General features: G+C 35.7%; 21 protein-coding genes and 2 tRNA genes. 7 read left to right on the top strand and 16 right to left on the bottom strand.

The features are described 5' to 3' along the window. Positions 1-139 precede the first annotated feature (139 nt). On the top strand, positions 140-556 hold the full coding sequence (locus AP058_RS10710; RefSeq protein WP_066310340.1) for an EamA family transporter: 417 nt from the start codon (positions 140-142) through the stop codon (positions 554-556). Between the two features lie 123 nt (positions 557-679). Here the strand turns inward: AP058_RS10710 and AP058_RS10705 are convergent. From AP058_RS10705 to AP058_RS10675, 7 genes are all read right to left on the bottom strand, one after another. Beyond that, positions 680-754 (bottom strand) — tRNA-Glu (locus AP058_RS10705). 390 nt (positions 755-1,144) lie between these two features. After that, complete coding sequence (locus AP058_RS10700) at positions 1,145-1,891, bottom strand: succinate dehydrogenase/fumarate reductase iron-sulfur subunit (protein WP_066310337.1); 747 nt, start codon at positions 1,889-1,891, stop codon at positions 1,145-1,147. An 11-nt stretch (positions 1,892-1,902) separates the two neighbouring features. Then, positions 1,903-3,819, bottom strand: a complete 1,917-nt coding sequence (locus tag AP058_RS10695) for a fumarate reductase/succinate dehydrogenase flavoprotein subunit (protein WP_066310335.1) — start codon at positions 3,817-3,819, stop codon at positions 1,903-1,905. Next, positions 3,816-4,496, bottom strand: a complete 681-nt coding sequence (locus AP058_RS10690) for a succinate dehydrogenase cytochrome b subunit (RefSeq protein WP_066310333.1) — start codon at positions 4,494-4,496, stop codon at positions 3,816-3,818. Before AP058_RS10690 ends, AP058_RS10695 begins: the two co-directional genes overlap by 4 nt. A gap of 16 nt (positions 4,497-4,512) precedes the next feature. Continuing rightward, the gene (locus AP058_RS10685; RefSeq protein ID WP_066310331.1) at positions 4,513-6,000 is read right to left on the bottom strand and encodes an anion permease; all 1,488 of its coding nucleotides are present in this window, start codon (positions 5,998-6,000) and stop codon (positions 4,513-4,515) included. 8 nt (positions 6,001-6,008) lie between these two features. Then, entirely contained in the window at positions 6,009-7,130 is a 1,122-nt protein-coding gene (locus AP058_RS10680) for a porin (RefSeq protein WP_066310325.1), read from the bottom strand. A gap of 713 nt (positions 7,131-7,843) precedes the next feature. Next, a complete protein-coding gene (locus AP058_RS10675; RefSeq protein ID WP_066310323.1) occupies positions 7,844-8,542 on the bottom strand; it encodes a pseudouridine synthase in 699 nt (232 codons plus the stop codon). Positions 8,543-8,937: 395 nt separating this feature from the next. Here AP058_RS10675 and AP058_RS17005 point away from each other — a divergent pair, with 395 nt between their 5' ends. Together AP058_RS17005 and AP058_RS10670 are read left to right on the top strand one after the other, a co-directional pair. Further along, positions 8,938-9,105 carry a hypothetical protein gene (locus AP058_RS17005; protein WP_197413401.1) on the top strand — a complete coding sequence of 56 codons (168 nt, stop codon included), beginning with the start codon at positions 8,938-8,940 and terminating at the stop codon, positions 9,103-9,105. 203 nt (positions 9,106-9,308) lie between these two features. Then, complete coding sequence (locus AP058_RS10670) at positions 9,309-9,821, top strand: PRC-barrel domain-containing protein (protein ID WP_066310321.1); 513 nt, start codon at positions 9,309-9,311, stop codon at positions 9,819-9,821. Positions 9,822-10,072: 251 nt separating this feature from the next. Here the strand turns inward: AP058_RS10670 and AP058_RS10665 are convergent. Next, positions 10,073-10,145, bottom strand: a tRNA-Met gene (locus AP058_RS10665). Positions 10,146-10,295: 150 nt separating this feature from the next. On the opposite strand from AP058_RS10665, the gene era reads away from it, so the two are divergent. Next, positions 10,296-11,177 carry a GTPase Era gene (gene era, locus AP058_RS10660; protein ID WP_066310319.1) on the top strand — a complete coding sequence of 294 codons (882 nt, stop codon included), beginning with the start codon at positions 10,296-10,298 and terminating at the stop codon, positions 11,175-11,177. Positions 11,178-11,443: 266 nt separating this feature from the next. Here the strand turns inward: era and AP058_RS10655 are convergent, their stop codons facing one another. Further along, complete coding sequence (locus AP058_RS10655) at positions 11,444-11,941, bottom strand: hypothetical protein (RefSeq protein ID WP_066311129.1); 498 nt, start codon at positions 11,939-11,941, stop codon at positions 11,444-11,446. A gap of 105 nt (positions 11,942-12,046) precedes the next feature. Here AP058_RS10655 and der point away from each other — a divergent pair, with 105 nt between their 5' ends. Continuing rightward, positions 12,047-13,354: a ribosome biogenesis GTPase Der gene (gene der, locus AP058_RS10650; RefSeq protein WP_066310317.1), complete on the top strand. Its 1,308-nt coding sequence runs from the start codon at positions 12,047-12,049 to the stop codon at positions 13,352-13,354. 319 nt (positions 13,355-13,673) lie between these two features. Beyond that, positions 13,674-14,687: an HAD family hydrolase gene (locus tag AP058_RS10645; protein ID WP_066310315.1), complete on the top strand. Its 1,014-nt coding sequence runs from the start codon at positions 13,674-13,676 to the stop codon at positions 14,685-14,687. A gap of 61 nt (positions 14,688-14,748) precedes the next feature. Here AP058_RS10645 and AP058_RS10640 read toward each other — a convergent pair whose 3' ends face one another. The 7 genes from AP058_RS10640 to AP058_RS10610 form a co-directional block, all read right to left on the bottom strand. Continuing rightward, a complete protein-coding gene (locus AP058_RS10640) occupies positions 14,749-17,304 on the bottom strand; it encodes a TonB-dependent receptor (RefSeq protein ID WP_066310310.1) in 2,556 nt (851 codons plus the stop codon). 216 nt (positions 17,305-17,520) lie between these two features. Further along, a complete protein-coding gene (locus AP058_RS10635; protein ID WP_066310308.1) occupies positions 17,521-17,934 on the bottom strand; it encodes an Rrf2 family transcriptional regulator in 414 nt (137 codons plus the stop codon). 129 nt (positions 17,935-18,063) lie between these two features. Beyond that, positions 18,064-18,891 carry a YgcG family protein gene (locus AP058_RS10630; protein WP_066310306.1) on the bottom strand — a complete coding sequence of 276 codons (828 nt, stop codon included), beginning with the start codon at positions 18,889-18,891 and terminating at the stop codon, positions 18,064-18,066. A 3-nt stretch (positions 18,892-18,894) separates the two neighbouring features. Continuing rightward, positions 18,895-19,332: a TPM domain-containing protein gene (locus tag AP058_RS10625; protein WP_066310303.1), complete on the bottom strand. Its 438-nt coding sequence runs from the start codon at positions 19,330-19,332 to the stop codon at positions 18,895-18,897. A gap of 87 nt (positions 19,333-19,419) precedes the next feature. Then, positions 19,420-20,004, bottom strand: coding sequence for a LemA family protein (locus tag AP058_RS10620; RefSeq protein ID WP_066310300.1), 585 nt, complete (start codon positions 20,002-20,004; stop codon positions 19,420-19,422). A gap of 32 nt (positions 20,005-20,036) precedes the next feature. Then, complete coding sequence (locus tag AP058_RS10615; protein ID WP_066310295.1) at positions 20,037-20,369, bottom strand: MerR family transcriptional regulator; 333 nt, start codon at positions 20,367-20,369, stop codon at positions 20,037-20,039. A gap of 128 nt (positions 20,370-20,497) precedes the next feature. Beyond that, a complete protein-coding gene (locus tag AP058_RS10610; protein ID WP_066310292.1) occupies positions 20,498-21,475 on the bottom strand; it encodes a M23 family metallopeptidase in 978 nt (325 codons plus the stop codon). 212 nt (positions 21,476-21,687) lie between these two features. Here AP058_RS10610 and alaS point away from each other — a divergent pair, with 212 nt between their 5' ends. Further along, a complete protein-coding gene (gene alaS / locus AP058_RS10605; protein WP_066310290.1) occupies positions 21,688-24,318 on the top strand; it encodes an alanine--tRNA ligase in 2,631 nt (876 codons plus the stop codon). Positions 24,319-24,585 lie beyond the last annotated feature (267 nt).

Genomic DNA, 24,585 nt, shown 5'->3' with positions numbered 1-24,585 from the left:
GGTTTAATTTGGTTTTTTAGCAGGATGATCACTTTTTTAAAATAACTTACTTCGCTCAGCAATCATTTAAATCACTTGACATTTAATGTGAAGCAAAATATTAAGTAACTTTATTCAACTAGAAATTAATCTTTAAATCATGTGGTGGATTTTTGCATTACTCTCTGCATTTTTTGCTGCACTAACAGCAATTTTTGCAAAGGTTGGTATTAAAGGAGTTGATACTGATCTTGCGACGGCTATTCGAACGGTTGTTATTTTAATCTTGGCTTGGGGAATTGCTTTCTTCCGAGGTGGTGCGGCGAACATTAATACGCTGACCAAACAAAATATAATCTTTCTTGTTTTCTCGGGAATTGCGACAGGGCTTTCTTGGATATTTTATTTTAAAGCGTTGCAAATCGGCAAAGTTTCGCAAGTAGCGCCAATCGATAAATTAAGCGTTGCCATTGCTATAATCTTGTCAGTAATTTTTTTGAATGAGCAAATAAGTACACTAGGTATAATAGGAGTCCTTTTAATTATTTCTGGGACTATCTTACTAATTTACAGTTGAAAAATAGTAGAAAAACAAGAGATTTATGTGACGTTAAGAATAATAGCAAGAATGAAAAATTAGAATTCTAAAATTTAATGTCAGTCCATAAAAAAAGCTCCAGATTACTCTGAAGCTTTTTCTTGGTAGCCCGTAGCGGAATCGAACCGCTCTTACATGGATGAAAACCATGCGTCCTAACCGATAGACGAACGGGCCAGCTTTTTTAATGTGAGCGCAAAAATGCAACTAATTTTAAGACAGACAAAAATAATAAAGAAAACTTTTTTTATTTTTTTTAAACGATATCATGATTAGAAGCAATGAATATTTAAAAGAGCTAGCGAATAAAGCATCTATTGATTTGATTAAGAATGGCTTGTTATGTAAATGACAGGTCTAATCGAGTTTTTAAATCAGCATGATAAATTTTGATACAATTTTTAGAATCAAGTATTTTGAAAGTTAATTCTGTTCTTTTTGTTACGGGTTAGTATGCATTTTCGTTTGAGGTGATCAGTCGTTCCTGTTTCTGATCTAAAAAAGCTCCAGATTTCTCTGAAGCTTCTCCTGTTTTTTAGCTGAAGTTATAGTATTAGTAGTTTTTAATTAATCTTTTAAAAGCAAAGCCTTATTGTATTCGAAATTCATTTGAGCAATATTTAAAACTGAGATTTCTTGTGGACATTTTACTTCGCAGGCTTCGGTATTGGTACAATGTCCAAAACCTTCACTATCCATTTGCATAACCATAGCCAATACTCGTTTTGTCGCTTCTTTTTCACCCTGCGGTAATTTTGATAAATGCGATACTTTTGCCGAAGTAAACAGTGCCGCACTCGAATTTTTACAAGTAGCAACACAAGCGCCGCAACCAATGCAAGCCGCAGAATCAAAAGCCGACTCCGCCACTTCATGCACAATCGTTACCGTATTTGCTTCGCAAGCATGACCCGTATTTGCGGAAATAAAACCATTCGCTTGTATAATTCTGTCAAAAGCAGAACGATCAATTCTTAAATCTCGCTTTAACGGAAAAGCAGCAGCTCTAAAAGGTTCGATGTAAATAGTAGCACCATCCTTAAACTCACGCATGTGCAATTGACAAACGGTTAAACCAGCAATTGGACCGTGTGCTTGACCGTTAACCATCATTCCGCAACTGCCACAAATTCCCTCACGGCAGTCGTGGTCAAAAGCCACGGGAATTTCGCCCTTTACAATCAGTTTTTCGTTCAGTGTATCCATCATTTCCAAGAAAGACATATGAGAATCTATACCATCAAGGTCGTAATCTACTAAAGCGCCTTTACTTTTTTCGTTTTTCTGGCGCCATATTTTTAGGTGTACTTTCATAGTCGTATTTTTTAGCTATAGCTTCTTACAGCGGGTTTGACAAATTCAAAAACAAGCGGCTCGGGATGCAATATTGGTTCTTCATATTTTCCTGCCCATTCCCAAGCAGATACATAGCAAAATTTTTCATCGTTTCGCAACGCTTCACCGTCTGGAGTTTGGTATTCTTCTCTAAAATGCGCACCACAGGATTCTTCGCGACTAAGCGCATCATGACACATTAAATCGGCAATTTCTAAATAATCAGCAACACGACCTGCTTTTTCTAGTTCGGCATTCATATCTTCGGCTTCACCCGGAATCATTAAGTCTTGATAAAATGCTGCTGAAAGCACTTTGATTCCCGCAATTGCCTCGGTTAAACCTGTAGCTGATCGTGAAAGTCCACATTTATCGTATAATAATTTACCGAGTTCTTTGTGGAAATGTTCAGCCGTTTTGCTGCCTTTTATAGTTATAAAGTGCTCCAATTGCTTTTTTACATTAGCTTCTGCTAAAGCAAATTCAGGATGCTCTTTCGTTATTTTTTCAGATTTTAGTTCACCCGAAAGGTAATTTGCTAACGTGTATGGAAGTATAAAATACCCATCAACACAGGCTTGTAATAGAGAATTGGCTCCCAGTCTATTGGCTCCATGATCGGCAAAATTAGCTTCACCAATAGCAAATAATCCAGGTATCGTAGTCATTAATTCATAGTCAACCCAAAGTCCACCCATTGAAAAATGTGCTGCTGGCGATATTTTCATCGGTGCAGAGTAAGCATCATCATCCGTGATTTTTTTATACATTGAAAAAAGATTGCTGTACTTTTCTTTTACCTTGTCAATACCTTGTTTTTCAATTGCTTTAGAAAAATCGAGATAAACGGCATTTTTTAAAGGACCAATTCCAAAACCTGCATCAATTCGTTCTTTTGCAGCACGCGATGCAATGTCACGAGGCGCAAGATTTCCAAACGAAGGATACCTTCTTTCTAAGTAATAATCGCGTTCTTCTTCTGGAATGTTATTTGGTTCGCGCGTTTCATTTTCGAGTTTTGGCACCCAAATACGACCATCATTTCGCAAAGATTCTGACATTAATGTTAATTTTGATTGATAGTCTCCCGCTTGGGGCAAACAAGTAGGGTGAATTTGTGTCCAACTCGGACATGCCATGTATGCTCCTTTTTTGTGTGCGCGCCAGATAGCAGAGCCATTACAACCCATTGCCAATGTTGATAAATAATAAATTTTACCAAAACCACCACTCGCAATTACTACGGCATCTGCAGCAAAACGTTCTATGGCTCCGGTATCTAAATTACGAACAATTACACCTTTAGCTTTGTCGTCAATAACAACTAAATCAAGCATTTCATGACGTGTGTGTACTTGTACTTTTTCTAGTTTTTCTTGACGCATGAGTGATTGGTACGCTCCTAATAAAAGTTGCTGCCCTGTTTGTCCACGAGCATAAAAAGTACGGCTTACCTGCACACCACCAAAGGAGCGGTTGCTTAAATAGCCTCCATATTCGCGCGCAAAAGGAACACCCTGTGCTACAGATTGATCAATTAAGTTTAACGAACATTCTGCTAAACGATACACATTGGCTTCTCGCGAACGAAAATCACCGCCTTTAAGTGTGTCATAAAACATACGATAAACGGAGTCGCCATCATTGGCATAATTTTTCGCGGCATTCACACCACCTTGTGCAGCAACAGAATGGGCTCTTCGAGCAGAATCTTGAAAGCAAAAGGATTGGACATTGTAGCCCAATTCTCCTAGAGAAGCTGCTGCCGAAGCACCAGATAAACCAGTTCCTATAACAATGATATTGAGTTTTTTACGGTTAGCTGGACTAACCAATTTAGCATGGTCTTTATAATGAGCCCATTTATCTTCTAAAGGACCTTCGGGAATTTTTGCATCTAATTTCATAATCCAAAATGGGTTAGGTGAACATAAATAGGAATGATAGAAAAACCTAAGGTTATACTGTAGCTGTACCACATGCCAAAGGTTTGAACGTAGCTCGAATATCTTGGATGGTACAAGCCTAAAGTTCTCACTGCACTTTTAAAACCATGCAAAAGATGATACCCTAAGGCAAACATAGACAGTACATACAACAGTACATACCACCACGAACTAAAAGAATTGATTACAATGAGGTATAAGTTTTTATGCCCATCCGCATCTAAGGGAACATCACCGAATTTATAGACATACCAGAAATCTTTAAAATGAATAATCAAAAACAACAACAGAAGTGTGCCTAGAATTCCCATATTGCGAGAATACCATTTGCTCGCTTTCTTGCGATCATCATACGCGTATTTTACCGTTGCTTTTTTATTTTTGATAGTGATAATTAAAGCATCTATGGCGTGTGCAATTAGGGAGAAATATAACACATAGGAAATAATCTTTATAAAGATATTACCTGATAGTAGTACTGAATAACTATTGAAACTAGCTTCGGCTTTTTCGGCTGGCAATAGCAATTGCAAGTTGCCTAGTAAGTGAATTATTAAAAAGAAACAAAGAAACAATCCGGTAAGCGCCATCAGGTTCTTTCGGGATAAAGTGCTCTGCAGAAAAGGTATTGATTTCATATTATTTTTTTATTGATTAGTAAATTCCAGTTACTTTCCACCATAAGCCGCCAAGTCCCATCCATAAAGCCATCAGTACAATACCTATAATTAGTCCATAACCCCACCACTGTTTAATTTCAACATAACCGCTACCAAAAAATACGGGAGCAGGTCCGTGGGCGTAATGGGTTAATGTACCGTATAATGAACCTGTAAAGCCAAGCATTAAAGCCAATAACATAGGCGGAATGCCCATCGCAATTCCCACGGCTAGCAAAGCGCTGTACATCGCCGCAACGTGTGCCGTCGCACTAGCAAATAAATAGTGGCTCAAAAAATAAGTGAATACAATAATAGGAAACGCAGTTGTCCAGGATAAACCCAAAATCATCGACTGAATCTCTTTACCAAACCAAGGTATAAAACCAAGTTCATTAAGCGATCCAGCCATCATAACCAAGGTAGCAAACCACACAATGGTGTCCCAAGCTCCTTTTTCAGATTTAATGTCTTCCCAAGTAAGCACTTGTGTGATGAGCAGAATGGATAAACCAATAAAAGCAGTTGTAGTGGCGTCAATATGAAAAAGATCACCAGTAACCCAAAGCACAAGTAAGATAATAAAAGCCAATACCATCAACCATTCGTTTTTAGAAACGGGGCCCATTTCGGCTAATTTTAACTTGGCCATAGCTGGAGCTTCAGTAGTTTTTTTAAGTTCAGGTGGAAATATTTTATAAAGTAAAAACGGAATAATAATAAGGGAAGCCATACCAGGAACGATAGCGGCCCAAAACCAAGACATCCAAGTAATTTTAATTCCCATATCAGCAGCAAATTTCTGGCACATCGGGTTACTCGCGGTACCTGTAAGAAACATAGCAGAGGCAATAAGATTCATGTAATAACTGTTGAGCGTAAGGTATGCACCTACTTTTCGATGCGTTGCTGGTTCATTGGGATTTGACCCTAAACTCATTGACATTGATTTCATAATAGGGTAAATAATACCACCACCACGAGCCGTATTACTTGGTATTGCAGGCGCTAATAAAAGGTCAGCTGCTCCAAGACTGTAAGCTAATCCTAAAGAACTTTTACCAAACAATTTGATAAATACATAGGCAATTCTACTTCCAAGACCTGTTTTTATAAAACCACGGGCAATAAAAAAACTGATACCAATTAGCCAAATTACTTTATCTCCAAAACTGCGCAGGGCAAGGGTTATTGATTTAGCAGGGTCGCCTGGCGCTAATACTCCGGTAACAGCGACTAGTGCTATGGCGATCATACAGAGTGTTCCCATGCTGGCGGCTTTCACAATTATTCCTAAAATTGTTGCTAGAAAAATAGCTAATAAATGCCATGCTTCGGGAGTAACGCCTTCGGGAGGTGGTATAAACCAAATCGTAAGACCTACGGATACCGTAATCAATAGCGGAATAAGTTGGATTTCTTTTTTTTGAGTTGAAACAGGAGGAACCTTTGGAACTTCGGTAGTGTTTGGTGTAGTTTTCATGTAATTGTTTATAGCCTTGATTGAATTTGAATTATAAATTGCTCGTTGCTGTACTGCGTAGTTTCAATACTATTTTTTTTATAGCGGTCTATAATTACTCCAAGTTGTATTCGGGCATTATAGCTTTTTAAAAATTCGGCACTTATCATCGGGGTAAAAGTTTGTCTTGGATTTGAATTGTTTTTAAAGTTTGGATCAAAATATTCATATCGGCATGAAAATTCTAAGGATGTAAGACGGTGGTAGTTTACATCATATCGAAGATCTGGCAAGAAGTACATTCCTTGCATTTGGTATTGACTTACGTTCTGAATTCGATTTGCCACGGGTGTTTTATAAAACAGCACATGATTATTTCCTTGTTTTGCTTCCGCTTCAAATAGCAATGACCATTTTTCAGAAAAAGGCAATACGCCAGATAGATCAATGCCAGCTGCATAGACATCACTTTTATATACCGATCCTATCGCGCCATTTAGACCAGCTTTTAAATTGTATTTTTTATTTAGAAGTAAATCCATGCGTGATGAAAACTGTTTTCCATTGTCGGCATCCATAACTTGATTGCGATTGTTACCGTTAACGACACTAAGGGCATAATTTATAGTATGTTCGCCTTTTATGGTCCCATAAACACTTGCGCCAATTTGAAAACTTTGCCATCCGTTACTCCCAAAAGCACTGTATTGGTTAGAGTAATCCATGGACTTAATAACATCTACAGAATACATATTTTCGAGACCGAAAGCGGGACGAAATTGACCGATTTTAAAATTAATATAATTGCTAAGCTTATAGGTTAAGTAAGCATTTTCTAAGACTTTATTTTTAGGATCATTTTTAAAATCAGCAAGATTAACTAGTAAAACTACTTCGGTTCGATCGGATATTTTAGAGGCAAACAGTAATCTTGCCCGCTTAATGTCAAAACCATTATAAACCGCAAGGCTATCGGTGTGGTGCAATCCAGTTAGGTCGATATCCTTATCGTTGTTAAAGGAATATCTGGCTTGAAATAAACCTTTTATGGTAATTTTTAGTTTTGCAGCAGCATCATCTTTTTTTGTTTCTGGACTCTGTGCCTTGCAGACGAAGGAGAGTAACAATAAAAAAAGTATTGTTTTTTTCATATAAGGAAAGCGTTGTAATGTAAGTTTTGAATAAAGTTGCCTACGAAGCGGCTGTGTAGAATAATGAGGAGCACATTATAAAGAGTTATAGTCTTTACAGAAAAATTGATTTGGCTAACTAACAGGAGTATTCTGTTCTAATTATGGAGGCTACTCTTTTCAATATCAAAATAATGGAATTAAATTGTAGGAATAAGTGACATGTATCATAAAATCCTATGTTTTTTTACAAATCAAATGATTGTCTATGACTGTTTTTAGCAGATCTTTTTTTGCTATTTTTAGGTTAATTATAAAGAGATTTATTGTTAATAAAACTGTGTACTGAAAAATAAATTCAATCTGTAAAACCACAATTTTAAATAGATGGGTAACTAAAAAAGATAGAACTGCATTGGTTGTTATCTATTTTAAAAATTAAAATTCGGATAAGAGTCTATTCGTAGATAAACGATAAAATCTAGAAAGAATGGCAAAAAGAGAAGGGAAGAAGAAGCGTTGTGAATTGAAGATCTTCAGTAAAGTCGTAACTCGTCTCGTGCAATGAAACAATTTTGATCTTAGATAACAATGATTGGAAGGAGGAGGTGGAAAGCTAAAAAAAAGTCTGAGATTGCTCTAAAGCTTCGGTACTAGATGTAAGCATTTAAATAGGCAACCAGATATTGACTACGATAATAGTATATCGATGTATGTAGTACTGCATTACTATTCTATTTGTAACTGCTCAAATCTAGATTAAGTATAGTACCGACTTTACTAAACTCTTCATTAATTTTTGCATTCAAAATTAATTGTTCATTATTTATCGGATGATTGAAAATTAACTGATGCGCATGAAGCATCATTCCTTTCAGTTCAAAATTCTCCAACCATAATTTATTTTGTTTGTTACAACCATGTGGACGACTCCCTAAAATAGGATGAAAAATATGTTTGAAATGTTTTCGTAATTGATGCATACGTCCAGTTTCAGGAATCGCTTCTACCAAACAATATCGGGAGGTAGGTTTATTGTTAAATTCTAAAGCAACTTCGGCAATTTGCAAACGATGAAAATAGGTTATAGCATTTTGTGTAATGTCATCATCATTGGTTAAGTCATAATCAATCGTGAGTTCTTCGGGTGACCAACCACGTAAAATGGCTAAATATTTTTTTTCGACTTCACGTGTGGCAAAACGATCATTCATAATTTTCAAGACCTCTTTATCCAACGCAAATAATAAGACGCCAGATGTTTTTCGATCTAAGCGATGAATAGGATAAACGTGTTGGCCACCAATTTGATTTCGCAATTCTTGAATGGCATACACTTTTGCATCGCGCGCATAAAATGATTTGTGAACCAATAATCCACTAGGTTTATTAATTGCTATAATATATTCGTCTTGATACAGAATTTCTAACATTTGGCAAAAGTAAAAGAGATTTCGCTTGAAAATACTTTTATGAGTGATTTATTTCTATCTAGAAAAGATGTTATGAAACGCTGTGCTAATTTTTGCTTTTTTAAAATAAATAGTTATGAAGAAGTTACATATGTATCTGAAACCTTGCATTAGCCTTTGTAATGACTGATTTAAGTTTTTGGTAACAAACCCAATCTCGCTGTCAATGTGCAGTAAAATTCATTACAATTTTTAATTATAAACGTCAATTTTTAGAAAATATGTTCAATGGATAATTTTTAGCTGACTGTGAATTATGTAACTTAATACTTAAAATTAATTACTTCATACTGAAGTACCACTTGTATCTTTATCGTTAATATAGGTTTACTATTTATAATCATAAAAAATTAGTTATGGCAGAAATTAAAATTGAGAAAAAGAAGCCGATATGGCCATGGATTATAGCGGTCTTGTTGGTAGCAGCTCTTGTATATTTCATCTTTTTGAGAGATAACAGTGTGCAAGTACAGAATACAACAGAAATCGAAAACAGTACAAGCATAGATACGACGGCAAATTAAGTAACAAAGATTCCCGAAGAAATACTTTTTATCTATTATAGGAATATACAATTAATAAATACTTCCGATACTACAAATATGCTTAGTAGTAGGATTCGAAAATATTTATTTAGCAGTTGCAAAATTAGTAAAGACAGCATATTTAATTTCTGCAAAAATATTTAGAGAAAAAGAGAAATTGGTAATAATAAAATAAAAAACGTATGAAAAATAAGGATAAAAATTTATACCGATTGGATGAACTTTCTGATTATAAAGTAGCTTCAGACTATTCGGATGTAAGAGGATGGAAAATAGTTGATGCAGACAATCGCACTATTGGTAAAGTCGACAATCTATGGGTAAATAAAGACATGCAACGCGTGGTTTATTTGGATGTTAATGTAGATAAAGAGTTAATAGAAGACAGTAAAAATGAGGTTCATGACGCGATATCAAACAATAATGTTAATGAATTTATGTATAAGGATGGAAACAGCCATATCATCATACCAATAGGATCTGTAAGCATAAATAAAGACACAAAAATTGTCATGGCTAACAGTATCGGTTATGATACATTTAGAAAAACATCAAGATACAATCAGGAACAAAATTTTGACAGGAATTACGAAAAGAAGGTATTTGATTCCTATTATCCGAATGATAAATCTAGCGATGTTTCTGATGCCGATGAAGATAGTTTTTACAACCGAAGAGAATTTGATGGTCGTTAATACTGCTTTTAGTATTTAGCAGTAAACAATACAATAAAAAAAAGATCAACATTTAAAATGGCTGATCTTTTTTTGGTTTTAGAACCAAACTAGCTTTCTCTATTGTTCTAGATATTTGTAGGGTTGTCTGAATTCCTTCGAAATTATACGCTACATCTTGATATCATAAATGAAAATAGATTGATTTAAGAGATTTTTTTTTAATTAGATATAAATAAAAAAAGCCTCAGATTTCTCTGAAGCTTTTCTAGTAGCGGGAACTGGACTCGAACCAGTGACCTTCGGGTTATGAGCCCGACGAGCTGCCTACTGCTCTATCCCGCGATGTTTCGGGTGCAAAGATACGTCGAATTTATATAAAAACAACATAAACTTAAAAAAAATGTTTTATTTCTTGTATTCACTTGATATAACTACCTTTGCAAACAAGAAATTTTGGTCAAAAGGTACCAACTAAAAATAAATTATATTCAGATGTCACATAAAGCAGGTTTTGTAAATATTATCGGAAATCCAAACGTTGGAAAATCGACCTTAATGAATGCTTTCGTTGGAGAACGATTGTCCATAATTACGTCGAAAGCACAAACCACGCGTCACAGAATTTTAGGAATTGTAAACGGAGAAGATTTTCAGTTAATTTTATCGGATACGCCAGGAATCATCAAGCCAGCATATGAAATGCAGCAATCAATGATGAACTTTGTGAAATCAGCTTTTGAAGATGCAGACATATTAATTTATATGGTCGAGATTGGAGAACAAGAATTAAAAGACGACGCTTTTTTTAATAAAATCATTCACGCTAAAATTCCGGTTCTATTATTGTTGAATAAAATTGACAATTCAAATCAAGTACAATTGGAAGAGCAAGTAGCATTTTGGACCGAAAAAGTACCCAATGCAGAAATTTTCCCAATATCGGCTTTGCAGAATTTTAATGTGCCCGAAGTTTTTGGACGTATTATAGAATTGTTGCCAGAATCTCCTGCGTATTATCCAAAAGATCAATTGACGGACAAGCCGGAACGTTTTTTTGTAAATGAAACGATTCGAGAGAAAATCTTGTTGAATTACAGTAAAGAGATTCCGTATGCGGTTGAGATCGTGACAGAAGAATTTTTTGAAGATGAAAATATTATCAGAATCCGTTCACTTATTATGGTAGAACGCGATACACAAAAAGGAATTATAATTGGACACAAAGGAGCGGCTTTGAAAAAGGTAGGAATGGAAGCTCGTGCTGATTTAGAGAAATTCTTTGGAAAACAAATTCACATTGAATTGTATGTGAAAGTGAATAAAAATTGGAGAAGTAATGCCAATATGTTGAAACGATTCGGATACAATCAGTAGACAGTGCGTAGTGAAAAGTGAGTAGTGAACGGTTAACAGAAAATAGTTTTTGTAAATTAGTTTCAGTTCAAAAAATATTTAGAATCAGTGTTAGAATTCAATTCTAGCACTGATTTTTTTTAGCCCAGATCGCAATGAAAACCCCGCAGTAAAAAAAGCCTGTTGTTGCTGTGATTGCAGAGCGACCAGCGGAAGCTCCTGCAAGCATATTGCAACAATTGCTTTTTGAGCGAGGAGTTGCATTGAAGTGCTGGAATAGCTTCTAATTAAGAATCGATTGTTTTTTGAAATAGTTTTTCGAGCTCGTGCATTTGATCGTTTCCGTTGTGCCTAATTTGGCGAGCAATAAAGTAGAGCAAAAACCAGGAGATTACCATAAGAACTAGCACGATGTAATCCGTGGTTAGTGCTTGATGCAATACATAATCAGCGTATAAAATTCCGCAAAATATTAAAAATACGCCCGCGATTATAAAGTGTAGGAACATAAAGAATGTCCACAAAGTGGGATCGGGGCCAAAGAGACCTCGAATGTGCGTTTCGTTTTTATCTTTTTCTTCTAATTCTAGGTGTAAGTGAGGCGAGTAAAATTTCTTTTGTTCGCCTTGAATGAAAAGCCAAATATGCGTTCCGCTTGTTTTGATGTTGTAATTTGGATTTTTTTCTTGTTTTAAATTCTCGAATTTCTGTAAAATAGTTGCTGTGTTTTCAGGAACGTCTTGGTAAAATCGGAGTAAAAGGCGCACTTGGTTATCGACTTCCATAAGCGGTTTGATTTGGTTTAAATTGGCTTTGACTTGCGAATATATCAAAAAAATAGAAATTCAGCGTTTTTAACACTACCTTTGCGAAATATTTGAAGAAAAATTATGAATAACATTGTTGCGATAGTAGGAAGACCTAATGTGGGGAAATCAACCCTTTTTAATAGGCTGATACAAAGAAGAGAAGCTATTGTAGATTCAGTTTCTGGAGTTACCAGAGATAGAAACTACGGTAAAAGCGAGTGGAATGGAAAAGAATTTTCGGTTATTGATACCGGTGGATACATCCGTGGTTCGGATGATGTTTTTGAAGGAGAAATTCGCAAGCAAGTAGAATTGGCTATTGATGAGGCTGATGTAATTATTTTTGTGGTTGATGTTGAAGAAGGAATTACTCCGATGGATGATGCCGTTGCAAAATTGTTGCGTAAAGTAACAAAACCGGTTTTATTGGCAGTAAACAAAGTAGATAACGCCATGCGCGAAAAAGATGCGATTGAATTTTATAACCTTGGTTTAGGTGAGTATTATACATTTGCAAGTATTTCTGGAAGTGGAACTGGAGATTTATTGGATGCTTTGATTAAAGCTTTTCCAGAAAAGCCAGTTGTTGAAGAAGCTTCTGACCTGCCTCGTTTTGCTGTTGTTGGTCGTCCAAATGCAGGAAAATCTAGTTTTATAAATGCACTTATTGGTCAAGACCGTTATATAGTTACCGACATTGCAGGAACAACGCGTGATGCGATTGATACAAAGTTTAACCGTTTTGGTTTTGAATTTAACTTGGTTGATACGGCTGGAATTCGTCGTAAAGCTAAAGTTAAAGAAGATTTAGAGTTTTACTCGGTGATGCGTTCCGTACGTGCTATTGAGCATGCAGATATTTGTATTTTGATTATTGATGCTACTCGTGGTTTTGAAGGGCAAGATCAGAGTATTTTTTGGTTGGCCGAAAAAAACCGTAAGGGGGTTGTAATATTAGTGAACAAATGGGATTTGGTTGAAAAAGAAACCATGAGTACCCGTGATTACGAAGAGAAAATTAGAGAGGAATTAATGCCATTTACAGATGTGCCTATTCTTTTTGTGTCGGCTTTAACAAAACAACGTTTGTTGAAGGCATTAGAAGCGACTGTTCAGGTTTTTGAAAACAGAAAACAACGTATCGCGACTTCAAAATTCAACGAATACATGTTAAAGGTTATTGAAGCATATCCGCCACCCGCTACTAAGGGTAAATATGTGAAGATTAAATATTGTATGCAGTTGCCAACTCAAACACCACAATTTGTGTTTTTTGCTAACTTACCACAATATGTAAAAGAGCCATACAAACGTTATCTAGAAAATAAAATTAGAGACAATTGGGACTTTTCAGGAGTGCCGATAGATATTTACATAAGAGAGAAATAAAAGTAAAATCCCGAGCAATCGGGATTTTTTTATACTACTTAAATACTAAAGCTTCAAGTTAATTCTTGGAGCTTTTTTATTTTAAAAAAACAGATTGGAGCGAAAAATAATGATTGCTAATTGTTTGCTGTCAAGGTGTTGTGTTTTATTTATTTTTTATTTTTAATGCTTTTTATTATATTTATGAGATCTAAAATTGGAATAAATAAAAAGCAGGCGTGTTTGCAACTAAGATTATAGACATCGTTTCGAATTATTTTTTAGAAATTAAATTGTAAATTTAGATTCCTTCTCTTCTTTAGTGGTAAAACTCAAAAATATGAAATACAAATTAGTCTGTCTTTTTAGCGTTTTTATTCTTTTTTTCTCTTGCAAAGAAAATGATAATGCTCCCGATAAAGCGGATAGATCTTTAATGATAAAATCGACTGTAGCGACCAAATCAGGCCTTGGTTCTTGGCAAGATTTACCACGAAAACAAATCGAAGATTATGTGAAAATGATAAGCGATTCGACTTCGAAAAACTTTATTCCTGTTAGTGATCGTATTGCGGTATTTGAGACCGATGGTACTCTGTGGTCTGAAAAACCCATTCCTCTTCAAGCAAAATTTATCTTTTCGCAATTAAAACAAATGTCTGCTAAACATCCGGAATGGAAAAATGATCCTGTGCTAAATGGTATACTAAATGACAATCTCGAGCCACTACGAAAATCAGGTAACTCTGGTGTAAAGTCAATTTTAGACGCTATTCAAATCGATCAAACAGATACAGAATATACTGCTGCTGTGAATAAATGGATGAGTAATTCAACAGATAAAAAGTTTGCTAAACCGTACAAGCAAAATGTATATGCACCGATGATCGAATTATTAAAGTTCTTGCATAAAAATGATTTTAAAACATTTTTAGTGAGCAATAGTGGAACCCGTTTTATTCGAGCTTTTTCGGAAGAAGTATTTGGGATACCGCCCTATCAGATTATTGCAAGCAGAGACGACGATAAAGTAGCTAGCAAAGAATTGAATGGATTGTTTGTTGGTGATTCCTTAGGAAAAGTTGAAGCAATACAACGATTTATTGGTAAAGTTCCGGTATTTTATGGCGGTAGTATTGATGCGGATAACAAAATGATACAGTATGCAAATAGTAGTACGTATAAAAGTATGATATTGTTAATACATCACACGGATAGCATTAGAGAATTTAAATACCATAGTACAATGGATTCTAAAAATTCAGCAAATGTTCTAAAAGAGGCGAAAGAAAAAAAATGGATGGTCATTAATAAGCAGAAAGACTGGTCCAAAGTATTTGCTTTCGAGAAATAATTCTTAATTAGTAAAAGTTAAAAGAGATAAACCATGTTGAGGTTTATCTCTTTTTTTTGTCTTATAGTGAGTATTTGACTGTTAGTCCGTACGTGCGCTGATCGCCCAGCACCGCTGCGTACTGTCCTGAGTTTCCAGCTGCAGGCAATAGTTGTTCGTAGTAGTTTTTATTTAAAAGATTTCTTCCCCAGATAAAAAACGACAGTCCTTCCGCGGTACGAAAGCCGATTCGGCCGTTGATGATCGCGTAACCGTCTACAACCAAATATTTTGATGGTGTGGCACTAGATGAAAATGTAGAACGATAGTACGAATCTAGCGCTAAGAATAATTTTCCTTGGTTGGCAAATAACGTTCCTTCTTTGGATAAATCGCCGCCCAATGTGGCAGACCATTTAGATATTCCAGGTAATGAACTTCCTGATATGTCTTTGAAAGGTTGAGAAGCTCCAGTTTCTTCTATAGACAGTGGTGCATTTTTGAAACTTTGATATACTCCATCGGTGTACGACACCGCTCCGTTAAATTTTAAACTTTTATTCGCAGCAATATTTGTTTCTAGTTCTACTCCTCGTACCCTAACTTTTTCTGCGTTGGCAAGATAACCGCGATTCACTCCTAATTCGGCCGATTGTATTTGAGTTTGATAGTTCGTAATTTCAGTGTTAAAGGCTGTCAAATTAATAATAGCATTTTCAAATGGAGAAGATTTTATTCCAATTTCGTAATGAGTTACTTCTTCTGGTTTTATAGTTGCCAGTTCGAGAATTGGCAATCCGTTCTTGGTCGGTAATCCACCTAAATTTATTCCCACTGGTTTGTAACTTTTAGCAAAAGTGGCAAAAGTATGTATGTTTTCTGAAAACTGATATGAGAGTGTCAGATTACCTGAAAAATTGGTATCCTCTACGTCGGTAGTAAAAGCTTGATCATTGTAGACCGACTTTTTGAGTGCAATAAGAGCAGGGTCATTAGTTTGGAGCCCTCCATAAGTCGCACGACTGTAATCTACTTTTTTCGCATCATAATTGTATCTCAGTCCAGGCAATATATGCAGCTTGGACGTGATTTCCCAATCTAGTTGTCCAAATATTGCGCTACTAAAGGTGTTTAAAGTTGACTTAGTTTTTATTCCGTATCCGTCTAAAAGTCCCGGAGTTTGCCATAACAGACTAGTTGAATTTTGTGAAAAGCGCCATTGTGCTGCACCGGATTCTTCAATATGATACGGGTCCGTTTTTAGATCTTGCCCGATAAAAAACAACCCTAAGATTCCGCTTAGTTTGGCATTGATTTCTCCAGCGTAGCGTAGTTCTTGCGTCCATTGTTGGTGTTTCGAAGTGGCTTGGGAAAGTTGCAACACTGGAAGTCCTGTAAAATCTCTATCATTCGAAGGATCCCAATTCCAGAAACGCCAAGCAGTAGTAGCAGTTAGGGTTGCATTTCCTACTTTATTCTCAATATTTAATGCTATTCCACCTAAATCCTGTCCAGATCTCCACGGTGTGTCATGATCAATTTTTCGATCGAAGGCATTTTTACTTGGAAGCGTATAATTTAAGTCAGTAATAATTTCATTGAATTGTCGGTAAGCGGGTCGTTGCGTAGGAGCGACTCCAGCTACAATTTGAGCATAACCATCTGGTCGTTGACGTGTATAATCGGCAGAAAGAATTATTTCGAGATTTTCTTTTGGAGTAAAAAGAATTTGACCTCTAACTCCAAGATTATTCAAATCATTCACAGCTTTGCCTGTTTTTACATTTTCAATTAGCCCATCGCGTTGAGTTCCCGAAAAAGACAATCTTCCAGCTATGGTTTTGGTTAATGCTCCAGTAACCGATGATTTGGCTTGAAGAAAACCATAGTTGCCGTAACTCACTTCAAAATTAGCTCTTGACTTAAAACTCGGTTTACGTGTAACCACATTAAAAGTACCAGCGGTAGTGTTTTTCCCAAACAAGGTCCCTTGCGGGCCTCGTAAAACTTCAATTCTGTCGACATCTAAAAAATCTAGTGTAGTGGCTGCCGCCCGAGCAAAATAAACACCGTCGACATAAAAACCTACTCCAGGGTCGATTCCATCATTCGTTAAACCAAAGGTAGAACCAAGTCCGCGAATGTTTATAGAGGTATTTCTAGGATTAGAGGAGTACAGTTGAACTGAAGGAACCAATTCTTTTAGGCGGTTAACATTAAAAGCCTCCGCTTCTTCTGCTTGTTTTCCGCTGATCAATGTGATCGGAATAGGAACATTCTGAATTTTCTCTATTCTTCTTCTTGAAGAGATAACTACTTCTATGAGTTGTTGCTCTTCGTGTAATACTATGGCTAAAACTTCTGTTGATGCATCGTCAAGTGCCGTTTCCTGGGCTTGATAACCCTTTTTTTCTATGAGTAATGTGCCGTTATTTTTTTCTAATAGTTCCGTTGCAAAGCTAAAATAACCGTTCTCGGTCGTTAGCGTAGTAAATGAAGTTCCGGTCAAAGAGACTTGTGCTCCAGAGAGTGGAATTATTTTTGAGTTGGTTACAAAACCTTCTATTTTCTGTGAAAAAGCATTGCTGCTTATTAAAGTTAATACTGCTGCAAATTTTATTTTTATTGAAAAGTTCATTTTATAGGATGTATATGTGATTAGTGTAGTTTAATTTGATTTTTTTTACCAACACATACACATCGTAATACTTTCTATTGCTTTTGATACTCGTTTTCGTGGTCTTTCTTTTTTGTCTGGATTGGTTGTCATAGTTTATAATTTTGTTTCTACAATAAATTTTTGACAAATATACATTAATTCTACCGAATTAGTCGAGTTTAAATAAAAATATTTTTATTTATGGACTAAAGAGGCAACAGTTATGCCTTCCATCGCTTTTAAAGTTTCATCACGAATAAGCACCAAACCCTGTCTGAGACTGCATTCTGACTCCGTTTTGCAATCGATGCAACGTTCGTAAAAATTTAAGGAAGCACAAGGAAGTAAGGCAATAGCGCCATCAAATAAGCGATGAATATCGGCTAAAGTAATCTCATTTTTGGACTTGACGAGATAATAGCCACCCATTTTTCCTTGTTTACTACTTACAAAATGGGCTCGCTTTAAATCCAATAGAATCTGCTCCAAGAACTTTTTAGGTATGTTGGCACCTTCCGCAATTTCTATAGTGCGGGAAATGTGATTCTCCTCTTGACTGGCTAAATAAAGCAAAGCCTTAAGCGCGTATTTTGCCTTTTGTGATAACATGTATTGTGAATTGTAAAATATTAATTGAGGTAAAAAATTGTAAATTATTAACTGTGAATTACAAATCTGAAGATTGTAGCTAATTTATTTAATTTTAAGTCTTACTATTTTAAAATTAACTCCTTCATTTTACCAGCTTCCTCCAGAACCTCCTCCAGAGAATCCACCGCCACCAAAGCCACCACCAAAACCTCCGCCACCGAAACCACCACCAGATGATCCGCCGCCAAAACCTCCGAAACCTCCAGCACTTCGACCCAAATTACTTAAAATAATAGCATCTAATAAACTAGGACCGCCACCACCTCTGTTGCCTGAGTTTCCGCCACCGCCACCTTTATTTTTGGCTAATAGAAATAGTACAATTACCACAATAATTATAAATGGTAAAATAGGAAAATCTTGTCCTTTGCTTTGTTTTCGAGAACCTTTATACTTTCCTTTAAAAACATCAAAAATTGCATCTGCGCCTTTATCAAGACCACGATAATAACTACCTGCTTTAAATTCTGGAATGATAATGTTACGAGCTATTTCACCACCAATACCGGCAGTCAGTCGATCTTCCAAACCGTAACCTGGCGAAATCCAAATCTTTCTTTCGTCTTTAGCTAATAAAATTAAAACACCATTATCTTCTTTCGCTTGTCCGATTCCCCATTCTTGTGCCCATTTAGGGGTCAAAATTCCAATGTCCTCGTTTTTTAAACTTTCGATTGTAATCACTACAATTTGAGACGAAGTAGAGTCTGAATAGCGGACTAGTTTTTCTTCTAACTGCGTTTTTTCTGTTGCACTTAACACATTGGCATAATCGTAAACCGACGTTTGAAACTTAGGTTTTTCGGGAATGGTAAATTGCGAAAATGCACAATTTGTGATAAAAAAAGCGATTGTTAAAAAGACAATTTGAATAATTCCGTTGGAATTTGATGCTTTATTTGGGGAAATTTTCATTAGTTATCCTTTTGAGATTTCATTAGATAATTCGTTGACGTCGTCTACCGACCAAGGGAAATATTTCTTAAGCTGTTCTCCAGCCATCAAAATACCATCAACTATTCCTTGTTTAAAGTTTTTTTGTTGAAACTGCTTTGCCATTAGTTCTTTGGTACTGTTCCAAAAATCAGCAGCTACCAGATCGTTAATTCCTTTGTCTCCACAAATAACAAAATTTTTATCCGCTACAGCAAAATAAAATAAAACACCATTTTGCAATTCAGTAGCATCCATTTTAAGCTCCTCAAAAACTTCTAAAGCTCTGTCAAAATGCAGTTTCGAAGTCGTTTTTTCAATATGCACTCTTATTTCGCCCGAGGTGTTTTTTTCGGCTATACGAATCGCTTCCACAATTTCTTGCTCTTCTTCCTTACTTAAAAAATCTTCTACTTTTGACATTTACAGTATCTTTAAAATGAAGATTAACGATTTTTAAAAGCGGCCTTTTCAAGCTGCGATTAAAAATCGTTAATCAAAAATGTTGTATTAGAATTTAACTTCAACTGGTTTATCAGCACCTGCAACCGATTCAAAATATGGTTTTTCTTTGTATTCGCTCAAGAACCACTTGTTCGGAATAGTTAACACGTAGCTATTGTAAACTTGTACAGATTCATTGAAACGAGTTCTAGCTGTTAAGATTTGATTTTCAGTGCTGGCCAATTCATCTTGTAATTTTAAGAAATTTTGATTGGCTTTCAACTCCGGATATCTTTCAACAGAAACCAGTAATCGAGATAAAGAAGACGAAACGCCACTTTGAGCTTGGTTAAATTGAGACAATTGCTCTGGCGTAACATTAGCGGGATCAATAGTTACCGAAGTAGCTTTTGCACGCGCTTCAATAACAGCAGTTAGAGTTGATTTTTCAAAATCAGCTGCACCTTTTACTGTGTTCACCAAGTTTCCGATAAGGTCGTTACGTCTTTGGTAAGCCGTTTGTACATTTCCCCATTCTTTATTAACAGCTTGGCTGTGTTTTAAAGCTGTGTTTTTAATTCCAATTGACCAAAAAGCAATAATAGCAATAAGTGCTACAATAATTCCTACGGGGATTAACCATTTTTTCATGTTTGTCTAATTTTAAGTTTTAATGTTTCTTGTTATAGTTCGCTTTTAATGGCGGTTAATTGTGATTTAATACTTTCTAATTTACGTATAATTTCAAATGTATCTAATGTTTTTTTCTGTCCTTGCTTTAGATGGGTTTTGGCACCTTCCAAAGTAAAACCTCTTTCTTTTACTAAATGATATATCAATTGCAAATTTTTGACATCTTCGGGAGTAAACATTCTATTGCCTTTGGCATTTTTTTTTGGTTTCAAAATATCAAATTCGCTATCCCAAAACCGAATCAAAGACGCATTGACGGCAAAAGCTTTGGCTACTTCGCCAATGCTAAAATATCTTTTGTCCTTTGAAAGCTCAATATGCATAATTTATCTCGTACTAAATTAAAAAGCAACGGTAATTTCAATAGCAACTACATACTAAAAATCAGTTTTAATTGCCCTAGCAACAGTAAATTTACTATTAAAAAGAACAAATCAAAACTAAGAAAATGTTAATCTAACGATTGGTTTTCTAAATTGGCCAATTTCGCAATGGCAACGTATTCTGCCGCCGATATGTTTCCGTAATAAAAATTCAACGGATTCACGACTTTTCCATCTTTATGAACTTCATAATGACAGTGTGGCCCTTGCGATCGGCCAGTGCTTCCAACATAACCAATTACGTCTCCACGTTGTACTTTTTGACCCACGCGACAGTTGTATTTGCTCATGTGTGCATACAATGTTTCATATCCAAAGCCATGTTTTATCACTACATGATTGCCGTATCCCGAGGCATTATTGTCCGCTCGTGCGATTACACCATCTCCTGTGGCGTAGATTGGCGTTCCGGTGTTAGCGGTAAAATCCATTCCCGCGTGCATCTTTCTCACTTTCGTGAAAGGGTCACTTCTATAACCAAAACCAGATGCCATTCGTTTTAAATTTTCATTTTGTACCGGCTGAATCGCAGGAATAGCAGCTAATAAATCTTCTTTAGCGTTCGCTAGTTTTAAAATTTCATCTAATGATTTGGATTGAATCGCCAATTCTTTAGACAAACCGTCCATTCTTTTAGTGGTATTTTTAACCAGTTGTGAGTTGTTGTAGCCTTCTAGTTTTGTGTAGCGGTCTTTTCCTAAAAGCCCTGATTTTCGAATAGAATCAGAGATTTCAGATTTATTAAAGTACACGCGATATAAATTGTTGTCTCGCTCGCCCAAGGCATCTGCAACGGCATCAATTTCATCCATTTTTTTATTTAAAATGGCGTAGTTTAATTTCAAGTTTTCAATTTCACGCGTAAGCAGTCGATCTTTTGGGGTTTCAAAAAAAGGCATATTTAATAAAAGAATAAATGCCAAAAATCCAAACAAAGACGAAGCCACGAAAAAAAGAACGAAAACGCCAAATTTAGTTCGTTTTTTTGTTTTTATTTTTCGATACGCCAGATTTTCAGAATCGTAATAATATTTTACTTTCGCCATATTTTAAAATACCCTATTTTTGCACTTCGTAAAAAAGGTTGGTCGAACAAATTTAAGAAATGTTTCAGTTGTTCGTCATTTTTTCAAAGATAATTATATTATTAAACCTTTTTGATATATAGAAATAAGATTGAAAATATAAAGATTTATCGCGTAGTTCAAGCTTTTAAATCTTTCAATTTTAGATCTTTCAATCATTCAATTTAAATAAAATGAAATCACAAGAAGTACGTAAACAATTTCTAGACTTTTTTCAAAGCAAAGGGCATCTTATCGTTCCTTCGGCGCCGATTGTACTTAAAGACGATCCGACTTTAATGTTTAACAACTCGGGAATGGCGCAGTTTAAAGAATATTTTTTAGGAAACGCCAAGCCAAAAAGTCAAAGAATAGCTGATTCACAAAAATGTTTACGCGTTTCTGGAAAGCACAACGATTTAGAAGAAGTAGGTATTGATACCTATCATCACACGATGTTTGAAATGCTAGGAAACTGGTCTTTTGGTGATTATTTTAAGAAAGAAGCCATTCATTGGGCTTGGGAATTATTGACTGAAGTGTACAAAATTGACAAAGACATATTATATGTAACTGTTTTTGAAGGAAGCGAAGAAGAAAATGTTCCTTTTGATCAAGAAGCGTACGATATTTGGAAGACGTTAATTGCAGAAGACCGTATTTTATTGGGAAATAAAAAAGATAACTTTTGGGAAATGGGCGATCAAGGACCATGCGGACCTTGTTCTGAAATTCACGTTGACATTCGTTCGGCGGAGGAGAAAGCAAAGACTGATGGTAAGACTTTAGTAAATGCAGATCATCCACACGTGGTTGAAATTTGGAACAACGTATTTATGGAATTTAACCGTAAAGCCGATGGTTCTCTTGAAAAATTACCAGCACAACATGTAGATACCGGAATGGGTTTTGAGCGTTTGTGTATGGTTTTACAAAACGTACAATCTAATTATGATACCGATGTTTTTTCGCCAATAATTAAAGAAATCGAAGAAATAACGGGTTCGAAATATACGATTAAAGCTTCGGATGATGAAGAAGAAAAAATCAACATTGCAATTCGTGTAATTGCAGATCACGTTCGTGCTGTAGCATTTGCTATTGCTGATGGACAATTGCCCTCCAATACTGGAGCGGGTTATGTAATTCGTCGTATTTTACGTCGTGCTATTCGTTACGGTTTTACTTTTTTAAATACCAAAGAGCCTTTTATTTATAAATTGGTTGAAGTTTTAAGTGCTCAAATGGGCGACTCTTTTCCAGAAATTCGTTCTCAAAAAACATTGGTTACCAATGTAATTCGCGAAGAAGAAAATTCCTTTTTACGGGCACTTGATCAAGGATTAGTTTTGCTAGAAACCATTATTGTCAACACAACGGAAAAAGTTATTTCGGGTAAAAAAGCATTTGAATTATACGATACCTATGGTTTTCCAATTGACTTAACGGCCTTAATTCTTTCTGAAAATGGATTGGAATTGGATGAAGCGGAGTTTGAGTCGGAATTGCAGAAACAAAAGGACCGTTCGAGAGCGGCTTCGAAAGTAAAAGCAGGCGATTGGCAAATTTTGGTCGATGATGAAGAAGAAGAATTTATTGGTTACGATCACACGCATGCCAAAGTAAAAATTACACGATATCGTAAAGTAGAAAGTGTAAAAGACGGTGAGGTCTATCAAATAGTATTTAATATGACGCCTTTTTATCCAGAAGGTGGAGGACAAGTAGGAGATAAAGGTTATTTTGAAGCAGGAAATGGCGATGTAATTTATATCATCGACACTAAGAAGGAAAATAATGTGATCATTCATTTGGCGAAAGAATTACCAAGTAATCTTAGTGGATTTTTTACCGCTTATGTTGATCAAGACAATAGAAAAAGCTCGGCTTCAAATCACTCGGCGACACACTTAATGCATCAAGCGTTGCGCCATATGTTGGGTACGCACGTAGAGCAAAAAGGATCGTTGGTTAATTCGAAAAACTTGCGTTTTGACTTTTCACACTTTTCAAAAGTGACTGATGAAGAGTTACAACAAGTAGAAGATTTTGTAAATGCTCGTATTCAAGAACAATTACCGCTCATTGAAAGACGCAACGTACCTTTCGCGCAAGCGGTTGAAGAAGGTGCAATGGCTTTGTTTGGAGAGAAATACGGTGATAATGTTCGTGCAATTAAGTTTGGTGACAGTATGGAATTGTGTGGGGGAATTCACGTAAATAATACTGCCGATATTTGGTATTTTAAAATTGTGAGTGAAGGTGCTGTTGCAGCTGGAGTTCGTCGTATTGAAGCGATTACTTCTGGAGCAGTAAAAGAATATTTTCACCGCCAATCCGATAAGTTAAAAGAGATAAATGAGGTGCTTAAAAATGCGCAAGATCCAATAAAAGCAGTAGTTTCTTTGCAAGAAGATAATGCTAAATTGAAAAAACAATTGGAGGTTTTATTGAAAGATAAAGCTAAAAATATGAAAGGGGACTTGGCGAAAGAATTGCAAGAAATAAACGGGATTCAATTTTTAGCGAAACAAGTAGATTTGAATGCAGAAGGAGCGAAAGATTTAGCTTACGAATTAGGGACTTTAGGAACTAATTTATTTCTTGTTTTGGCAACTGTCGAAGAAGGAAAACCAATGCTAACGTGCTACATATCTAAAGAATTGGTTGCTGATAGAAAGCTGAACGCGGGGCAAGTAGTTCGCGAATTAGGAAAGCACATTCAAGGTGGTGGAGGCGGACAACCGTTTTTTGCTACTGCTGGCGGTAAAAATGCAGAAGGAATTCCTTTGGCTTTAGAAAATTCTTTGGAGTTTGTGAAGTAAGTTTTTTTGAAAGAGGTACAAAGAAAAGAAGGGGTTAGTAATCAAAGGTTTGAAGATTTTATCTTGATAATTAAAAGTCTAAATAATTGAGTGTTCAATTATTTAGACTTTTTAATTTTGTAGAATAAGCGTAAATTTAAATGAATTTTTTTTCAATCCGGACTATGATTCTGACAAGTGAAATTTTTAAAAAGTTCCGTCCGTTACAGATATGCTGCCTTCATCGGAATGCAAAATTTGTCTAAGTAGGCTAATTTGAAGTAATCA

The sequence above is a fragment of the Flavobacterium sp. TAB 87 genome, from assembly GCF_001529295.1.
GTDB lineage: Bacteria > Bacteroidota > Bacteroidia > Flavobacteriales > Flavobacteriaceae > Flavobacterium.
Note: the sequence above shows the minus strand (reverse complement) of the source record. Positions and strands in the feature narration are given on the sequence as shown.

Bases quoted from the DNA above. Each gene is read 5' to 3' on its own strand.
- AP058_RS17005 (WP_197413401.1), top strand. From the start codon at position 8,938: ATGGCAGAAATTAAAATTGAGAAAAAGAAGCCGATATGGCCATGGATT.
- AP058_RS10620 (WP_066310300.1), bottom strand. From the start codon at position 20,004: ATGAAAAAATGGTTAATCCCCGTAGGAATTATTGTAGCACTTATTGCT.
- der (WP_066310317.1), top strand. From the start codon at position 12,047: ATGAATAACATTGTTGCGATAGTAGGAAGACCTAATGTGGGGAAATCA.
- AP058_RS10635 (WP_066310308.1), bottom strand. From the start codon at position 17,934: ATGTTATCACAAAAGGCAAAATACGCGCTTAAGGCTTTGCTTTATTTA.
- AP058_RS10710 (WP_066310340.1), top strand. From the start codon at position 140: ATGTGGTGGATTTTTGCATTACTCTCTGCATTTTTTGCTGCACTAACA.
- AP058_RS10680 (WP_066310325.1), bottom strand. From the start codon at position 7,130: ATGAAAAAAACAATACTTTTTTTATTGTTACTCTCCTTCGTCTGCAAG.
- AP058_RS10655 (WP_066311129.1), bottom strand. From the start codon at position 11,941: ATGGAAGTCGATAACCAAGTGCGCCTTTTACTCCGATTTTACCAAGAC.
- AP058_RS10685 (WP_066310331.1), bottom strand. From the start codon at position 6,000: ATGAAAACTACACCAAACACTACCGAAGTTCCAAAGGTTCCTCCTGTT.
- AP058_RS10675 (WP_066310323.1), bottom strand. From the start codon at position 8,542: ATGTTAGAAATTCTGTATCAAGACGAATATATTATAGCAATTAATAAA.
- AP058_RS10625 (WP_066310303.1), bottom strand. From the start codon at position 19,332: ATGTCAAAAGTAGAAGATTTTTTAAGTAAGGAAGAAGAGCAAGAAATT.
- AP058_RS10670 (WP_066310321.1), top strand. From the start codon at position 9,309: ATGAAAAATAAGGATAAAAATTTATACCGATTGGATGAACTTTCTGAT.
- AP058_RS10630 (WP_066310306.1), bottom strand. From the start codon at position 18,891: ATGAAAATTTCCCCAAATAAAGCATCAAATTCCAACGGAATTATTCAA.
- AP058_RS10610 (WP_066310292.1), bottom strand. From the start codon at position 21,475: ATGGCGAAAGTAAAATATTATTACGATTCTGAAAATCTGGCGTATCGA.
- AP058_RS10700 (WP_066310337.1), bottom strand. From the start codon at position 1,891: ATGAAAGTACACCTAAAAATATGGCGCCAGAAAAACGAAAAAAGTAAA.
- AP058_RS10690 (WP_066310333.1), bottom strand. From the start codon at position 4,496: ATGAAATCAATACCTTTTCTGCAGAGCACTTTATCCCGAAAGAACCTG.
- alaS (WP_066310290.1), top strand. From the start codon at position 21,688: ATGAAATCACAAGAAGTACGTAAACAATTTCTAGACTTTTTTCAAAGC.
- AP058_RS10640 (WP_066310310.1), bottom strand. From the start codon at position 17,304: ATGAACTTTTCAATAAAAATAAAATTTGCAGCAGTATTAACTTTAATA.
- AP058_RS10695 (WP_066310335.1), bottom strand. From the start codon at position 3,819: ATGAAATTAGATGCAAAAATTCCCGAAGGTCCTTTAGAAGATAAATGG.
- AP058_RS10645 (WP_066310315.1), top strand. From the start codon at position 13,674: ATGAAATACAAATTAGTCTGTCTTTTTAGCGTTTTTATTCTTTTTTTC.
- AP058_RS10615 (WP_066310295.1), bottom strand. From the start codon at position 20,369: ATGCATATTGAGCTTTCAAAGGACAAAAGATATTTTAGCATTGGCGAA.
- era (WP_066310319.1), top strand. From the start codon at position 10,296: ATGTCACATAAAGCAGGTTTTGTAAATATTATCGGAAATCCAAACGTT.